Annotated in this window: 15 protein-coding genes and 1 pseudogene; 11 read left to right on the top strand and 5 right to left on the bottom strand. The window is 62.1% G+C overall.

The window, feature by feature from the left end; all coding sequences use genetic code 11:
- The first annotated feature begins 15 nt into the window (after nucleotides 1-15).
- The gene (locus tag GRAN_RS26180) at nucleotides 16-378 is read left to right on the top strand and encodes an alpha/beta fold hydrolase (protein WP_241654522.1); all 363 of its coding nucleotides are present in this window, start codon (nucleotides 16-18) and stop codon (nucleotides 376-378) included.
- Nucleotides 365-976, top strand: a pseudogene (locus GRAN_RS26175) (alpha/beta fold hydrolase); the annotation flags it as partial. The gene GRAN_RS26180 and the pseudogene GRAN_RS26175, both read left to right, overlap by 14 nt.
- On the opposite strand, the gene GRAN_RS11775 reads toward GRAN_RS26175, so the two are convergent.
- Nucleotides 973-1,596, bottom strand: coding sequence for a UbiX family flavin prenyltransferase (locus tag GRAN_RS11775; RefSeq protein ID WP_128913252.1), 624 nt, complete (start codon nucleotides 1,594-1,596; stop codon nucleotides 973-975). The pseudogene GRAN_RS26175 and the gene GRAN_RS11775 overlap by 4 nt on opposite strands.
- A 64-nt stretch (nucleotides 1,597-1,660) precedes the next feature.
- Nucleotides 1,661-2,248, bottom strand: a complete 588-nt coding sequence (locus GRAN_RS11770; RefSeq protein WP_128913251.1) for a YkgJ family cysteine cluster protein — start codon at nucleotides 2,246-2,248, stop codon at nucleotides 1,661-1,663.
- A gap of 26 nt (nucleotides 2,249-2,274) precedes the next feature.
- Between GRAN_RS11770 and GRAN_RS11765 the strand changes: the two genes are divergently transcribed.
- Complete coding sequence (locus GRAN_RS11765) at nucleotides 2,275-2,664, top strand: nucleotidyltransferase substrate binding protein (protein WP_128913250.1); 390 nt, start codon at nucleotides 2,275-2,277, stop codon at nucleotides 2,662-2,664.
- Between the two features lie 29 nt (nucleotides 2,665-2,693).
- Nucleotides 2,694-3,068, top strand: coding sequence for a nucleotidyltransferase family protein (locus tag GRAN_RS11760; RefSeq protein ID WP_128913249.1), 375 nt, complete (start codon nucleotides 2,694-2,696; stop codon nucleotides 3,066-3,068).
- 9 nt (nucleotides 3,069-3,077) lie between these two features.
- Here the strand turns inward: GRAN_RS11760 and purB are convergent, their stop codons facing one another.
- The gene (purB, locus tag GRAN_RS11755) at nucleotides 3,078-4,385 is read right to left on the bottom strand and encodes an adenylosuccinate lyase (RefSeq protein WP_128913248.1); all 1,308 of its coding nucleotides are present in this window, start codon (nucleotides 4,383-4,385) and stop codon (nucleotides 3,078-3,080) included.
- Nucleotides 4,386-4,556: 171 nt separating this feature from the next.
- Between purB and mscL the strand changes: the two genes are divergently transcribed.
- Entirely contained in the window at nucleotides 4,557-4,949 is a 393-nt protein-coding gene (mscL, locus tag GRAN_RS11750) for a large conductance mechanosensitive channel protein MscL (protein WP_128913247.1), read from the top strand.
- Nucleotides 4,950-5,033: 84 nt separating this feature from the next.
- Complete coding sequence (locus tag GRAN_RS11745) at nucleotides 5,034-7,205, top strand: M28 family metallopeptidase (protein WP_128913246.1); 2,172 nt, start codon at nucleotides 5,034-5,036, stop codon at nucleotides 7,203-7,205.
- Between the two features lie 614 nt (nucleotides 7,206-7,819).
- Here the strand turns inward: GRAN_RS11745 and thiC are convergent.
- Entirely contained in the window at nucleotides 7,820-9,322 is a 1,503-nt protein-coding gene (thiC, locus tag GRAN_RS11740; RefSeq protein ID WP_128913245.1) for a phosphomethylpyrimidine synthase ThiC, read from the bottom strand.
- A 442-nt stretch (nucleotides 9,323-9,764) separates the two neighbouring features.
- A complete protein-coding gene (locus GRAN_RS26170; protein WP_241654521.1) occupies nucleotides 9,765-9,971 on the bottom strand; it encodes a hypothetical protein in 207 nt (68 codons plus the stop codon).
- A gap of 34 nt (nucleotides 9,972-10,005) precedes the next feature.
- On the opposite strand from GRAN_RS26170, the gene GRAN_RS11735 reads away from it, so the two are divergent.
- The 5 genes from GRAN_RS11735 to GRAN_RS11715 all read left to right on the top strand — a co-directional run bounded on the left by GRAN_RS11735 (nucleotide 10,006) and on the right by GRAN_RS11715 (nucleotide 15,402).
- A complete protein-coding gene (locus tag GRAN_RS11735) occupies nucleotides 10,006-12,753 on the top strand; it encodes an FG-GAP-like repeat-containing protein (RefSeq protein ID WP_241654520.1) in 2,748 nt (915 codons plus the stop codon).
- A gap of 196 nt (nucleotides 12,754-12,949) precedes the next feature.
- Complete coding sequence (locus GRAN_RS11730; protein WP_128913243.1) at nucleotides 12,950-13,429, top strand: cytochrome c maturation protein CcmE; 480 nt, start codon at nucleotides 12,950-12,952, stop codon at nucleotides 13,427-13,429.
- 61 nt (nucleotides 13,430-13,490) lie between these two features.
- A complete protein-coding gene (locus GRAN_RS11725; protein ID WP_128913242.1) occupies nucleotides 13,491-14,219 on the top strand; it encodes an ABC transporter ATP-binding protein in 729 nt (242 codons plus the stop codon).
- On the top strand, nucleotides 14,216-14,716 hold the full coding sequence (gene ybaK, locus GRAN_RS11720) for a Cys-tRNA(Pro) deacylase (protein ID WP_128913241.1): 501 nt from the start codon (nucleotides 14,216-14,218) through the stop codon (nucleotides 14,714-14,716). Before GRAN_RS11725 ends, ybaK begins: the two co-directional genes overlap by 4 nt.
- Nucleotides 14,713-15,402 carry a heme exporter protein CcmB gene (locus GRAN_RS11715; RefSeq protein ID WP_128913240.1) on the top strand — a complete coding sequence of 230 codons (690 nt, stop codon included), beginning with the start codon at nucleotides 14,713-14,715 and terminating at the stop codon, nucleotides 15,400-15,402. Before ybaK ends, GRAN_RS11715 begins: the two co-directional genes overlap by 4 nt.
- The last annotated feature ends 107 nt before the right edge of the window (nucleotides 15,403-15,509 follow it).

Genomic DNA, 15,509 nt, shown 5'->3' with positions numbered 1-15,509 from the left:
GAAGGAGAGCGCCGGATGAAGTTCTTTCTGAAGACTGCCTCGGTCGTGCTCGTGCTCTGTCTGATCTGCGCCGGGCTGTTCTTCTACCAGCATCCTCTGGAGGTGGCCGATGAGGCGATCCGCTTCCATCTCTGGCGACAGCACGTTCGTGGCGCCTATGTGCAAGCTGGAGCCTACCAGATTCACTACTTCGAGGCGCTGCCTCCAGCCGGATCGCCGGACCGGCCGCTCGTCCTGATCCATGGCCTTGGCTCGCGCGGCGAGGACTGGTCACCCCTGATCCCGCGACTCGCGGCCCAGGGATTTCACCTACGTTCCCGACCTCCTTGGCTATGGCCGCTCCGCCAGACCGGATGTCGATTACTCCATCGCACTTGAAGAGAAAACGATGGTCGACTTCCTGAACGCGGTGCATCTCGAGAAGGCCGACGTCGCCGGGTGGTCGATGGGCGGTTGGGTCGCGATGAAGCTCGCCGTCGATCAACCCGAGCGAGTCACGCGGCTGCTGCTGTACGACAGCGCCGGAACCTACTTTGCCGCGACCTTCCAGCCGGATTTATTCGTGCCAACAGACATTGCAGGTCTGAATCGGCTGATGGCCGCGATCTCGCCTCATCCACGCAGCATGGCACCATTCATTCAGCGGGACGCACTGCGCAAGCTCGATCGGAATGGCTGGATCGTGAAGCGCAGCGTGGCCGCCATGATCAACGGGCGCGACCTGATGGACTTCCGCCTGCACCTGATCCGGCAGCCGGCCTTGATTGTCTGGGGCAGCCATGACGATCTGATTCCGCTGTCAACGGGCGAAGCGATCCATCAAGGGATTCCGCAATCGACGCTGGCGATTATGCAAGGCTGCGGTCACCTTGCTCCGGCGGAGTGCATGGAGCCAGTGCTGCAGGCGACCGTGCAGTTCCTGAAGGCGGATCCAGCTCCCCATGGCGGGGAGCGGACCTACCAGACGGGTCACTAGCTGGAGGCCGGGCGGTCCGCCTTCCACTGGAAGGCTCCGGGCTGCGGCAGGCCAACATGTGCGAGCACACGCTCGACGAACTGCCGAGCCATATCCGTTGTGCTCCGCGGAAGGTTGTAGAGCGTCGGAATCACCGGGAAGATCGTGGCTCCGGCGTCGGACGCAAGCTGCATATTGCGCAGGTGGATGCGGTTCAGCGGCGTCTCACGGACGCAAAGGATCAGCGGCCTCTGCTCCTTCAACGAAACGTCGGCTGCGCGCTGGATGAGGTTTGCGGCCATGCCGTTGGCAATGCCCGCAAGGGTTCCCATCGAGCATGGGAGAACGATCATCGCGTCCGAGGGATAGCTTCCGCTCGCCACGTTCGCCCCGATGTCCGCGACGGGATGGTTCTCGATCTTCGCCGAGCCGTGTCCGAGAATCTTCTCGACCACGTTGGTGCGTCCGCTGATCTGCATCTCCTCGGCGAAGACGCGCAGAGCGTTCTCGCTGACGATGAGATTGACCTTGGCAACGCGTTCCTCGCGTTCGAGCGCACGCAGCATTTCGGCGGCGTAGATGGAGCCGCTTGCGCCGGTGACGGCAAGGGTGAGGTTACGTGGTGGAGTGGACAGCGTCACGGTCTTGATTATCGCCGATGGTCTGTGCGGCAGTTTGACGGGACGGACATCTCAGGCTGGTAACTCAGGCACCGCGAAGCGCGTAAGCGATGAGTGTCTGGCCGTGCTTCCCTGTCGCGGCATCGTAAGCAGCATTACTCTGCTCTTCGATCTCCGGGAATTCAGGGTCAAGCTCGCAGGCGGCGATCTCCTCCGTGCTGGCTTCGATGTAGCAAAGCTCGCAGGTAGCGAGATTGCCCTCCTCGGTGCGCATGGGCGGGCCGAAGGTTCGGCAGAGGACGGGGCGCGACTCGTACAGATCGCATGTGCCGGTCACGGGGTCGAGCACGGGGCAGGGCTCGTCGTTGGCGAACTCCTCGAAGAGGATGGCTTCTTCGTAGTTCTCGCCAAGGACGCCAGTGACGCGGTCGCCAGGAAACCACGGGTCGAGGCGGGCGAGGGATTGCTGGACGCGGGCGCGGATGCGGTTCGCCTTATCCTGATCGCTTAGAGCAAGCAGGCCGGCGTGGAGGCGGTCAGCGTCCTGGTGCGCGATAGGGAAGACGCCGATACAGCATTGCGAGCAGCCGGGATGGCAGACGAGGTGGTGCCCGCTGCGCTCGGACGAGGAGGCTAGGGCGGCATCGGCGATCTGGATGAGGGTGTCTTGCATAAAAAGCAGCGGGATAGAATGGGTGCGTGAACGAGGTGAGCTACAAGCCGCTTGGCCAGGCGATCGAACGGCTGCGTAGATCTCTTTTGCTGTTTACGGAGCATCGAGACGATGAGTTGATGATTTCGATGCGTGATTCGGTGTTGCTTTCCTTTCAGTTTACCTATGGGCTTTGCCGGACGATGATGGAGCGGTTTCTGGTCGAAGACGCTGTCGATGCCCAGGAGGTGCAGGAGATGAGCTTAGGCATGATCGTGCCAACGGCGAACGAGCGTGGTGTGCTTCGGGCGGACTGGGCGATGTGGAGCGAATTTCGCGATGCCCGGAATCAGCTTGCGCATGTCTATAGCGAGCCCGTAGCCGAGATGATCATGGGCAAGGTTCCTCGTTTTCTGGAGGAGGCCAGTTACCGTTAGGAACAGCTTGTGGCACGGAGTGGCGAGTGATGCCGCTAACGAACATGGCAACCCGGCTTGATATCTCCGAGGCGGAGTGGCAGATCGTGGCCGAGACATTGGCCAGATATCTTCCGGGGAGATGCGTCTGGGCCTTTGGATCGCGCGCGACGGGACGCCACCTCAAGAAGTATTCGGATCTAGACCTGGCAGTTGCCGGGGAGCTGTCATGGGCTGACAAAGGTCGCGTGCTTGACTCGCTCGACGAGTCGCCGGTTCACTTCAAGGTGGATCTGGTGGGTCTTCAGGGCCTTGATCAGGATTTCAGAAGACGGATCGAGAGAGACTTCGTCGTGTTGCAGCGCGGGACAGGCGATGAAGAGACGGGTGACCTGGAGCCCCAGGCCACCGCGCCTTCGAGTTAGGAATCGCTTCTAGGCGCTCTCCGCGCTCTTCCGCACACGCTCGAAGATGGCATCCACGTTCGCTAACTGCCGCCGGTAGTCGAAGGCATGCGCGAGCTTCTCGGGGCTGAGCCGTTCAGTAATCGCAGGATCCTGGGCCACTTCATCCCGGAAGACGAGGTCCTCTTTCCATGCCCGCATGGCGTGCCCCTGCACGAGACGGTAGGCGTCTTCGCGAAGCATCCCGGACTCGGCCAGGTCGAGCAGAAGCTGACCGGAGAAGATGAGGCCGCCGGTGGATTCGAGGTTCTTCATCATGCGCGCCGGGTAGACGAGCAGCCTGTCGATCAGGTTCGCGGTCTTCGCGAGGAGATAGTCGGCGAGGATCGTCGAATCGGGCACGATCACGCGCTCGGCGGAGGAGTGGGAGATGTCGCGCTCATGCCAGAGGGCGATGTTCTCGTAGGCCGTCTGCGCATTGGCGCGGACGACGCGGGCGAGGCCCGAGATCTGCTCGCTGGCGATTGGATTGCGCTTGTGCGGCATCGCGCTCGAGCCCTTCTGCTTCTCGGAGAAGAACTCCTCCGCCTCACGAACCTCCGTCCTCTGAAGATGGCGGATCTCGGTTGCGATCTTGTCGAGCGTCGAGCAGAGGATGGCGAGAGACGAGATATACGCCGCGTGCCGATCTCGCTGCACAACCTGCGTGGCGATGTCGACGGGCCGCAAACCGAGCGCATCGCAAATGGCTTCTTCGTGCTCGGGCTTGAGGTGTCCGAAGGTGCCGACCGCTCCCGAGAGCTTGCCGACGCGAAGGTCTTCGGCGGCTGCGTTGAAGCGCGTAAGGTTACGCTGCATCTCCGAGAACCAGAGCAGCAGCTTGAGGCCGAAGGTGGTCGGCTCGGCATGGACGCCGTGGGTGCGGCCGATGATGGGCGCGTGCTTGAACTCGAGTGCCCGGCGGGCGAGCACATCGGACAGCTTGACGATACCGGCGCGGATGATCCCCGAGGCTTCCTTTAGCTGCAGCGCCTGCGCGGTATCGACGACGTCGGTCGAGGTGAGGCCGTAGTGCAGCCAGCGCGATTCGGGCCCGATGTACTCGGCGACCGTTGTGGTGAAGGCGATGACGTCGTGCTTCACCTCGTCCTCGATCTGCTGGATCCGCGCGACGGTGAAGTCGCCCTTGTCGCGGATGGCATCGGCGGCTTCCTGCGGGACGATGCCGGCCTGGGCAAGCGCCTGCGAGGCGGCGACTTCGACCGTCAGCCAGCAGCGGTATTTATTCTCTTCGGACCAGACGCGGCCCATCTCGGGGCGGGTATAACGGGCGATCATGCTTTGTTCCTTTTTGTTTTCTTACGGACAGGGCTCTTGCGTGCGCCCTTCCAGTCTATCGTCTCTGCCGGCGTTCGGTCTGAACCGTTTGCCCGAGGCAGCGGCCGTTCGGCCAGATGATAAACTTCCCCCGCAAATGCATTTATCCGTTCGACCCCGGGAGATACAACCATGATCAAGGGATTTCGTGATTTCATCCTGCGCGGCAACGTCGTCGACCTCGCCGTCGCCGTCATCATCGGCGCGGCCTTCACCGCGATCGTCAACTCGCTCGTCACGAACATCATCAATCCTTTCCTCGCGGCCGTCGTCGGCAAGCCTGACTTCTCTGCCCTGACGTTCTCCGTCAATGGCGGCGTGGTCAAGTATGGCGACTTCCTCAACTCCGTCATCTCGTTTCTCCTCATCGCGGGCGTCGTGTACTTCTGCATCGTGCTTCCGACGAACTACTTCCTCGCCAGGCTCAAGGGACCCGCAGCCGTCACCACCAAGCCCTGCTCGCAGTGCCTTTCCGAGATCCCTCTCGCCGCCACGCGCTGCAAGTTCTGCACCCAGCCCGCGTAACGCGCCGATGCGCTCCGGGGGGAGCCGGTCCGCCGCTTCCTCGCACATTCCTGCACGACCGAACGCCCCCTGGAGACTCTTCGCGTGATCCGAGCCGCATCCCTGGCCTTCCTGTCCCTTCTTCCCTTTTCCGCCGCCATCGCCCAGGCAACCCCCGCAGCTCCGGCAAACGTCTTCGGCTATCACGACTTCGCCGCGCAGGCAAAGTGGGATAAAGCCTTCCTCGCCATACCGGATGCCAAGCTCGCCGGGCAGCACCTCAAGATCCTCACCAGCGCCCCGCACTGGGCCAGTTCGCCCGAGGACTACAAGACCGCGCAGTATGTCGAAGAGAAGTTCAAGGCCGCCGGGCTCGAGACGCACATCGTGCCTTACCGCGTTCTGCTGAACAAGCCGGTCAAGATCGTCGTCGAGGCCTTCGGCGCAAGCGGCCAGAAGCTCATGAGCGGCCCCACGCCCGAGCACGTAGACCCCGCCGTCGATGGCGGCGACCCATTCCAGGATGACCCACGCATTCTTCCCGCATTCAACGGATCATCCCCGTCGGGCGACGTCACCGCCGAGGTCGTCTACGCCAACTACGGCACGCTCGCTGACTTCAAGAAGCTCGATGAACTCGGCATCAGCGTCAAGGGCAAGATCGTCCTCGTCCGCTACGGCAACAACTTTCGCGGGGTGAAGGTCTACATCGCCCAGCAGCGCGGGGCGAAGGGCGTGCTCATCTACTCAGACCCCGCCGACGACGGCTACTTCCGCGGCGACGCCTATCCCAAGGGCGCATACCGACCTGAGTCTGCCGTGCAGCGCGGCTCGACGCAGTTCCTGCCCATCTACCCTGGGGATCCTGAGACTCCGGGCGTCGCCTCAACAGTCGACCTGCCGGACTCGCAGCGCATTCCAGCCGACAAGCTCCAGAACAACCAGCCAAGCATTCCGGCTAACCCGCTCTCCTACAAGGACGCCGCCCCGATCCTCCGGGCGCTCGCCGGTCCGGGCGTTCCACACGACTGGCAAGGGGCGCTACCCTTCGCCTATCACCTCGGCGGTGACAAGGCCGTCACCGTCCATATGCATCTCGAACAGGACATCGCGCTGCGCACGATCTGGGACGTCGTCGGCACGATCGAAGGCTCCGACCCCGCGCAGAAGGACGACTGGGTCGTCGCCGGTAATCATCGCGACGCGTGGGTTTACGGAGCGGTCGATCCAAACAGTGGCACCGCGGCCATGCTCGAGACAGTCCACGGTCTCGGCGACCTTTTGAAGCAGGGCTGGAAGCCGAAGCGGCGCATCGTCGTCTGCTCCTGGGACGCCGAAGAGGAAGGCCTCATCGGCTCGACCGAGTGGGTCGAGCAGCACCAGGAGCCTCTGAGGCACGCCGTCGCCTACTTCAACACGGACGTCGGTGTCTCCGGCCCAAGCTTCAATGCGGCGGCGGTTCCCTCACTCAAGCAGTTCGTCAGCGAAGTTACCTACGAGGTTCCAAGCCCCAAGGGCGGGTCCGTGCATGAGCAGTGGGTGAAGGACCAGAGGGAACAGGCCACGTCTTCACGCCGCAGCCGCCCGGCAGCGGATGCCTCTCGTCCCGAAGCTGCGCTCGACGTGAAGATCGGCACGCTCGGCTCCGGCTCGGACTACACGCCGTTCATCCAGCACACCGGCGTCCCCTCGACCGACATCGGCTCGGACGGCCCTTACGGCGTCTATCATTCGGTCTTCGATAACTACAACTGGTTCATCCGCAACGCCGACCCCACCTTCGTCTACGAGCAGCAGCAGGCCCGCGTCTTCGGCCTCGAGATCCTGCACATGGCCAACGCCGACGTGCTCCCCTACGACTACTCGCTCTATGGCCGCGAGATCCTGGGCTATCTTGACGATGCGCGTCAGCAAGCCACCAGGGCTGGTCTTCAGCTCGATTTCACTGCCGCTCAGGCAGCAGCCGAACGCTTCGCGAAGGCAGGCATTGCGGTTCACACCCGCCAGGTCGCGGCCACGGGCAACGAGGCGGCTCTCAACCATGCTCTGCGCGAGGCTGAGACGGCGCTGCTCGATCCCGATGGCCTGCCCAATCGCCCGTGGTATCGCCACACGATCTACGCTCCGGGCGAGTTCACCGGATACGCCGCCGTCGTGATCCCAGGCGTTACCGAAGCGATCGACGTGCCCGACGCGGCGCGGGCGAAAGCCCAGATCGTGGCGCTCGCCGCTGCGCTCAGCCGCTCGGCCGCCATCCTCGAAGGCGCGGGAAAGTAAACCGGGACACCTGGCAAAAGCAAAGGGGCTGCGCGGAATAACATCCGTGCAGCCCCTTCCCAGTAGCTCAAAAACGGGATCCTCCGCCGCGACTAGGATCTTCAGAATAGCCAGAAGCGCTCCTCTTCAGCCATACAACTTTATGGGGAAAAAGTTCGGCTGAGAGTGCTATTCAGTTATCCGGATGCCGGTCCGATGATGCATGCAGAGGCACTTGAGTGCCCAACCAAGGAGTCCACCAATGGTCATCCATAATTTCCTTCTCGCGTCTGTTTTCCTCGCAATGGTTGTTGCTCCCGCAATCGTCGCCGTACTCGTTGAATCCGAAGATCACGAGTAGTCTCATGATCGAGCTACGCTCTCTCGCCAACGATCGGCAACACTGCGGTCGATGCGCGCCCCAGCTGATTCTTAGGAGAGTCGCCGGCATCGCCTTCAACTTCAGTCTCGTCGAAATCAGTCCAGCATCCGAAAAAGACGCAACGCGTCTTGATTCCCCTTGCCCGGCTCCCGATCCCTTGGAACACATCGCCGCCATCCTCTAACCGCAACGGAAAAGCCGCAGACCCCGAATGGGCTTGCGGCTTCCCCGGCACCAGGCTGGCGACCTGCGTCTACCCGCGCATTGCCATCTGTTCGGTCATGATCTGGGTCAAGTCCGGCTTCTTCAGCCCATGCTCCGCCTCGTTGAACTTGTCGACCTTGCTCGACCAGTTCATGCTGCAGAACTTCGGGCCGCACATGCTGCAGAAGGCTGCTTCCTTGTAGTAGTCGTCGGGAAGCGTCTCGTCGTGCATGCTCCGCGCCGTCTCCGGATCGAGCGAGAGCGCGAACTGCTTGTCCCAGTCGAAGGTGTAGCGCGCATGCGAGATCGCATCGTCGCGGTCCCGCGCGCCCGGCCGGTGGCGGGCAACATCGGCCGCGTGCGCCGCGATCTTGTACGCAATGATGCCGTCCTTCACGTCCTTCTCGTTCGGCAGGCCAAGGTGCTCCTTCGGCGTCACATAGCAGAGCATCGCAGCGCCGTGCCACCCAATCATCGCCGCGCCGATCGCCGAGGTGATGTGGTCATAGCCCGGAGCGATATCCGTAACGAGCGGCCCAAGAACGTAGAACGGCGCACCATCGCAGAGTTCGACTTCCTTGTCGACCTGCAGCTTGATCTGGTCCATCGGAATATGTCCCGGGCCCTCGATCATCACCTGCACATCGCTCTTCCACGCATGGCGCGTCAACTCGCCAAGCGTCTTCAGCTCGGCAAACTGCGCCGCGTCCGAAGCATCCGCAAGGCAGCCCGGACGGAGCCCGTCACCGAGCGAGTAGCTGACGTCGTACTTCGCCATGATCTTCGTGATGCGGTCGAAGTTCTCGTAGAGGAAGTTCTGCTTGTGGTTCGACGTCATCCACTGCGCCAGGATCGCGCCACCGCGGCTGACGATGCCGGTAATCCGCTTGGCCACGAGAGGCACATACTCGATCAGCACACCGGCATGGATCGTGAAGTAATCGACCCCCTGCTGCGCCTGTTCCTCGATCACCTCGAGATAGAGATCGATGTTCAGGTCTTCGACCTTCTTCACCCGGCTCAGCGCCTCGTACAGCGGCACCGTCCCGATGGGCACGGGCGAGTGCCGCAGGATCTGCTCGCGGATCATCGGGATGTCGCCGCCGGTCGAGAGATCCATCACGGTGTCGGCGCCATAGTGGACGGCGGTGTGCAGCTTGCGAAGCTCTTCATCGACGTTCGACACCAGGGCCGAATTGCCAATGTTCGCGTTGATCTTGCAGAGCGACTCCACCCCGATCGCCATCGGCTCAAGCTCGACGTGGTTGATGTTGGCCGGGATGATCATCGTCCCCTTCGCCACCTCCGACCGGATCAGCTCCGCCGAAATCTTCTCCTTCTGCGCGATGTAGGCCATCTCCTCGGTGATGAGGCCCTTGCGCGCAAAGTGCATCTGAGACATGTTCGTATCGCCCGTCCGCGCGGCCTCGGCCTTGCGCTTGACGATCCACTCCGCCCGGCCCGTCGGGACTTTATAGTCGTTGCCGGCTTGGCCATTGCTCGCGCCATGCGCCCCGTTGCCGTTGCTTCCATTGCCATTGCCACTGCTCATGCGTCTCAACCCCCTGCTTGTCGGTGACTTACCCGCCTAAACCCACGGGTCGAGTATACGCGTCAGAACGTGACAGACGCCGGTCAGAACGCAAGGCAGCTGCGTGATAGTTGCTGCTTGTGCACGCGTAGCGATCGATCCCCGCAGAATGGCTTCTCCCGATCATTCCGGCCTTGGATAGGGCGAGATTTCACGATTCGGAATGATGGATGTGACTTGCGGTGGTGGATGTCTTCCGATATGTTTCTCGGGTGATCCCTTCCCTTTCAGTACCCCCCGCCGCTCAACTTGAGTTCTCCATCAAGCTACATTGGACCACTTCCCTCCTGTGCTCGATCACTGCTTTCCTGTCGATCGTCGCGGGCGTACCCATGTTTGCCGCGACAGCGACGTCAACAACGTTATCCGTCAGCTCCTCGGGCGCATCAGCCTCCTCCGTGACTCAGGGCACGGTCGTCACACTGACAGCAACGGTCAGCTCTTCCGGCACCGCAGTCACCTCAGGTTCAATTGTCTTCTGTGATGTAAGCCTTAACGCGGGCTGCAGCGGATTGGCAGCACTCACCGAGTCGCAACTCACAAGCCAAGGCACGGCGAGCTTTGCTTTCAGGCCCGGCAGCGGTTCCCACTCTCTCAAAGCGATCTTCACGGGCACCACCACCTCGTCCGGGAGTGTTTCTGCGGTGAGTTCCCTGGCAGTCACGGGCAAATACGGTTCGGTCACAACACTCGCGTCAGTTCCTGAGAGCGTTACGGGCGTCTATGATCTCACCGCCAGCGTCTCGGGATATGGACCGCTGAGCCTGGCCGGACCCACAGGTACGGTCAATCTGATCGACTCCAGCAATGCTGCTGTGCAACTCGCACCGATCCCGCTCAGCGGTGGTATGGTCACGCGAGCACTGGCCTTCGGGGAATCAACCGCCCTTCCTGTGGCTGGGGTTGGCTCTGTGACGAAGTCCGGCGATTTCAACGGCGATGGCAAGCCGGACGTCGCGGTGGATAACGGTTCAAACAACACGGTGCAGATCTTCCTGGGCGCTGGAGACGGTTCATTCCAGGCTGGGGCGAGCTTTTCCCTCGGAGGGACGCTGGCAGCGGTCGCCGACCTGAATAACGACGGAAAGCTCGACCTGATTATGATTGGTGCGGGCAATGTGTCCGTGCTTCTCGGCAACGGCGACGGAACGTTCCAGGCGCAGACTGCGACCTTTGCGACCGGCGATGGCCCGAAGGGACTGGCAGCGGGCGACTTTACTGGTGACGGCAATCTCGACTTGATCGTTGCCGTCACGAATGGCCTTGCTCTCCTGCAGGGCAACGGGGATGGAACGTTCCAACCGGCGCAGACCACTGCTCTAACCGGGCTCGACCGCGGGCTGAGCACTGTGCCGTTGACGCCGGAAGCGGTCTCCGTTGGCGACTTCAACGGAGACGGCAAGCTCGATGTGGCTTCAGCGAACTACGGCACCGCCCAGTCGACCTCCCAAGGCGATAGCGTCTCTGTCTTGCTTGGCAACGGGGACGGAACATTCCAAACACCACTGGAATATACGACTCAGCAAGCGTCCGGCTCCGTGGCCATCGGCGACTTCAATGGCGATGGAAAACCCGATTTGACGGTCACGAGCATCGCTACGAGCAACGGCTCAGAATCTCAGAGCACGGTCTACGTCCTGATCGGAAACGGGAACGGAACCTTTCAGCAACCTGTCGCTTACGCGCTTCCAGCAGACGCGTTTCCGAATTCTGTCCAGATCGCCGACTTTGACGGAGACGGCAAAGCCGACCTGATGGTGAGCAGCTTCCTCGGCGGGGATCCGCCGGATGCAGCCGGCCACGAGGATCTATTTCTCGTCCTCCTCGGAAACGGCGATGGAACATTTCAGCCGCAGCGTGGGTACTTCCCGGCTACCACCCAGTTTGGGGCGTCCAATAACCTCACAGTCGCCGACTTCAACGGGGATGGCAGGCCGGATGTGATTCCACTCGAGGTGGCAACAACTGGAAGCGTCGGTGCAACAGTCTTATTGAATCTTGGCGCAACCACGACCGTCACCGTGCCGGCCGTCGCGATCCCGGGCGGCGAGACGCAAGTCATCCAGGCGACCTATAGCGGCGATACGATCTACAGCACCAGCACCTCGGGAGCCATTACTCTCGACGGAATCGCCCCCGCGTCGCTTACCTGGGCCACACCGGCCGCGATCACCTACGGAACGCCGCTCAGCACTACCCAACTGAACGCTTCCTCAGTAGTGGCAGGAACCTTCGTCTACACACCCGCCGTCGGAACCGTGCTCGGAGCAGGCAGCCAAACTCTGTCCGTCACCTTTACACCTGCAAACACGACCGACTACGCACCAGCGACACAAACAGTGAAACTCTCGGTAACCCAGGCGCCGCTCAACGCGACCGTGACCAATGCGGCAAGGGTATATGGCGCAGCGAATCCGACCTTCGCCGGAGCGTTGACGGGAGCAGTCAATGGAGATGTTCTGACGGAGACCTTCACGACCACCGCCAGCGGGACGAGCATCGTCGGAGCGTATCCGATCGTTCCCGCGGTGAGCGGCGCCGCGGCGGCCAACTATGCCGTCAGTGCGTCGAATGGAACATTGACGATTTCTCAGGCCGGCTCCACAACCTCATTCGCTCTGTCCAACCAGAATCAGGTTCTGACCGCAACCGTCACATCAGTCACAGCCGGAACGCCATCGGGAAAGGTAAGCTTCTTCGGGGGCCAAACGCTGATCGGTACGTCCACACTTGCGGGCGGCGTGGCGACATACACCCTTTCCACGACACCCTCGGCGAGCACATCGATCACCGCGCAATACCAGGGCGATGCCGATTTCACAGAATCGTACTCACCAGCCACCTCGATCCTGAGTCTCGCCTCCGCTTCCACCGCACTGACGCTGACGTCAGGCACCTCGGTCACCGATACCTTGACCTTGGCTCCGGCTCCGGGCTATCAGGGAACCGTGCAGTTCGCATGCTCGGGTTTGCCGCAGAATGCAACCTGCGGCTTCTCTCCTTCGACGATCGCCTTCTCGGGAACGAATTCGCCATCCGATGTGGTCCTAACGATCAAATCCGGCACAGGCACATCTGCCGGACTTCGCGAGTTCGAACCGCTATCGCCGGGCAATCATCCGTTCCTTCCGGCGGCAATCTTTGGCGTCCCCGGCTGCCTCGCGGCCGTTGCCGGGATGAAACGCAAGGGAAAATTTCCACGGGGCGGACTGCTGTTTCTGGTATTCGCTCTCGGCGGCTTCGCGTGCATGACAGCATGCAGCAGCGGGAGTGCAACCCCGCCAACGACAACGTCTACGACCACCCCCGCAGGGACGTCTTCCGTGCAGATAACCGTTACCGGGACCGGTAACCTGACACAAACGGTGAACCTGAGTCTGACGGTAAAGTAGCTTCGGGTTAAGTAAAACAAGCAAAAGGCGGACATATTCTTCGGATGTCCGCCTTTTTTTTCAAGGAGCTTCCGATTCCGAGGTCGCCGCACTATCTTCCTATCATCTTCACATAAACCGATTTATGTCTGATTCCGACGACCGGACGCCGGACCTCGTTGACCCTGTGCCATCCGGGACTCTACACTTAGGCGAGATGCAAACGCCTGCCAAGAGCCCCGTCAAGATCATCATTGCCGTCGCGGTGATCCTCGCGACGGTCGGCTATCTCGCCTTCACCGGCGTTCGCGACACGAAAAGCTACTATGTCACGATCTCCGAGCTGAATGCGATGGGCGGCAAGGCCTATACCCGGCATCTGCGCGTGGCCGGAAACGTGGCTCCCGGAAGCATCAAGCGCGTCGGCACGAACGCCAGCTTCCAGCTTATGGAGCAGGGCAAGCTGCTGCAGGTGAGCTACCAGGGTTCGGAACCACCGCCGGACACCTTCAAGGACGATGCCCAGGCGCTCGCCGTCGGCATGTACGGCCATGACGGCGTCTTCCACGCCACACAGCTTCAGGCAAAGTGCGCCTCCAAGTACGCTCCGGCGGCTCCCGGAGCCACCCCCGCTGGACCGAAGCCATCCGCGAAGGCTCCTGCTGCCGCCGCCACTGCCGTCTCTTTGCCCCGCTAGCTTAAGAGTCCATCTCGTGTGTGGGGCTTCTGCCGTTCTCTGCCCTATACTCCCATCAGCGATGCAGACGACCCTCCACCCCACGCCCGCCGCATCTTCCACGACTACCGGCCCGGCCGTCGCCCTTAAAGACTGCTCCAAGATCTACGGCTCCTTCGCCGCCCTTCGCAACGTCTCGACAGCGTTCAATCAGGGCTCCGTCACCATGCTTCTGGGCGAAAACGGCGCGGGAAAATCCACTCTTCTCCGCGTGATCGCCGGTCTCATCAATCCCACACGTGGCAGCGTCCAGGTCTTCGGCTCGACCCCGCAGCAGCAGCGTCAGCGCATGGCCTTCATGAGCCACGCCCCCATGCTCTACGACGAGCTCTCCGCCATCGAGAATCTCCAGTACTTCGCCGGACTCCACCGCGGACCCGGTGGCTGCGCCTGCGTCGGCAACCCAGAGATGGCCCTCCGCGCAGTCGGCCTCGACCCCTTTCTCAAGCGTCCCGTCGGCCAGTACTCCCAGGGCATGCGCCAGCGCACCTCCCTCGCCCGCGTCCTCCAGATCGACCCCCAGATCCTCCTCCTCGACGAGCCCTTCTCCAACCTCGACGTCGCCAGCGCCCGCCAGATGGTCGAACTCCTCGCCGACTTCCGCACCTGGCCCGTCGCCGGTGGAGGCCATCGCACCATCATCCTCACCACCCACCAGGCCGCGCTCGCCACCGAACTAGCCGACATCACGCTCACCATGGCCGCCGGGCAGATTATCAGCGTCGAATCCGCAGTAGGGGCACACGCATGAAGGCCGCAGCCCCAGCCAAGACCAATGCCGCACGCCTCCTCGATGGCCTGAACCTTCACTACGAACTCCGTACCTACGAGGTCGATCCCGACGACCTCACCGCCATCTCCGTCGCGAAAAAGATCGGCCTGCCACCCGAGCAGGTCTTCAAGACCCTCCTCACCACCACGCAGTCCGGCGACCACATCTTTGCCGTCGTCCCTGGCGACGCCGAACTCGACCCCAAAAAGCTCGCCCACGCCTCCGGAGCCAAAAAGATCGAACTGGCCAGCTTGAAAGAAGTAGAACCCCTCACCGGATACATCCGCGGCGGCGTCACCGTCATGGGAGCGAAGAAGCCCTTCCCCGCCTACGCCGACGAGACCATCGAACTCTTCGACATCATCTCCGTCTCCGCCGGCCAGCGCGGCCTCCAGATCCTCCTCTCCCCTGCCGACTACCTCGCCGCGACGAAGGCCACCCTCGCCGATCTCACCCGGACGGCGATCACCCGATGACCAGCTACTGGCAGCACGTCTGGCAGCACCTGCAAAAAGACCTCCGCATCGAGTGGCGCTCCCGCGACGCCATCAATGGCATGCTCTTCTTCGCGCTCCTCGTCGTCGTCGTCTTCTCCCTCGCCTTCGACCCCACCGCGAACCCCACCATGGCCCGCCAGATCTCCGGCGGCGTCCTCTGGGTCGCCATCCTCTTCGCCACCACCACCGCGCTCAACCAGACCTGGACCCGCGAGCAGCGCAACGCCGTCCTCGAGGCCCAGCGCATGGCCCCTGCCCCTGCGTCCGCGCTCTTCGTCGGCAAGGTGCTCGCGAACCTCCTCTTTGTCGGCATCATCGAAGCGGTTCTCGCCCCGCTCTTCACCATCTTCTACAACCTGCACCCGCTGGGCCAGACCTGGCTCTTCGCCCTCGTGATGCCGCTCGGCACCTGGGCTCTGCTGTGCAACGGAACCTTCTTCGCCGCCCTCGGCCTCCGCACCCGCAACCGCGAACTTCTTCTCCCGCTGATCCTGTTCCCGATCTCGCTCCCCGCGCTGCTGGCGATGATCAACGCCAGCGCCGGCATCCTCACCGGCGACGAGGGCTTCAACCCAACCCTCTGGATCCGCATGCTCGCCGGCTACGACATCATCTTCACGATCGTCTGCCTGCTGCTGTTCGAGACGGTACTCAACGCTGAGTAAGTTCCTGATAGAACTGCGCGACATTTTCCCTCATGCCTCCTGGCTCGTAGGCGATCACTGCAAAAATGCTGCTTGATTTAACGTGTACTTACTGAGTGACCTTTCCA

Source organism: Granulicella sibirica, assembly GCF_004115155.1.
Taxonomy (GTDB): Bacteria; Acidobacteriota; Terriglobia; order Terriglobales; family Acidobacteriaceae; genus Edaphobacter; species Edaphobacter sibiricus.
This window is presented reverse-complemented; position numbering and strand designations above follow the sequence as displayed.

Bases quoted from the DNA above. Each gene is read 5' to 3' on its own strand.
- GRAN_RS26180 (WP_241654522.1), top strand. From the start codon at position 16: ATGAAGTTCTTTCTGAAGACTGCCTCGGTCGTGCTCGTGCTCTGTCTG.
- GRAN_RS11770 (WP_128913251.1), bottom strand. From the start codon at position 2,248: ATGCAAGACACCCTCATCCAGATCGCCGATGCCGCCCTAGCCTCCTCG.
- GRAN_RS11760 (WP_128913249.1), top strand. From the start codon at position 2,694: ATGCCGCTAACGAACATGGCAACCCGGCTTGATATCTCCGAGGCGGAG.
- purB (WP_128913248.1), bottom strand. From the start codon at position 4,385: ATGATCGCCCGTTATACCCGCCCCGAGATGGGCCGCGTCTGGTCCGAA.
- mscL (WP_128913247.1), top strand. From the start codon at position 4,557: ATGATCAAGGGATTTCGTGATTTCATCCTGCGCGGCAACGTCGTCGAC.
- thiC (WP_128913245.1), bottom strand. From the start codon at position 9,322: ATGAGCAGTGGCAATGGCAATGGAAGCAACGGCAACGGGGCGCATGGC.
- GRAN_RS11730 (WP_128913243.1), top strand. From the start codon at position 12,950: ATGCAAACGCCTGCCAAGAGCCCCGTCAAGATCATCATTGCCGTCGCG.
- GRAN_RS11725 (WP_128913242.1), top strand. From the start codon at position 13,491: ATGCAGACGACCCTCCACCCCACGCCCGCCGCATCTTCCACGACTACC.
- ybaK (WP_128913241.1), top strand. From the start codon at position 14,216: ATGAAGGCCGCAGCCCCAGCCAAGACCAATGCCGCACGCCTCCTCGAT.
- GRAN_RS11715 (WP_128913240.1), top strand. From the start codon at position 14,713: ATGACCAGCTACTGGCAGCACGTCTGGCAGCACCTGCAAAAAGACCTC.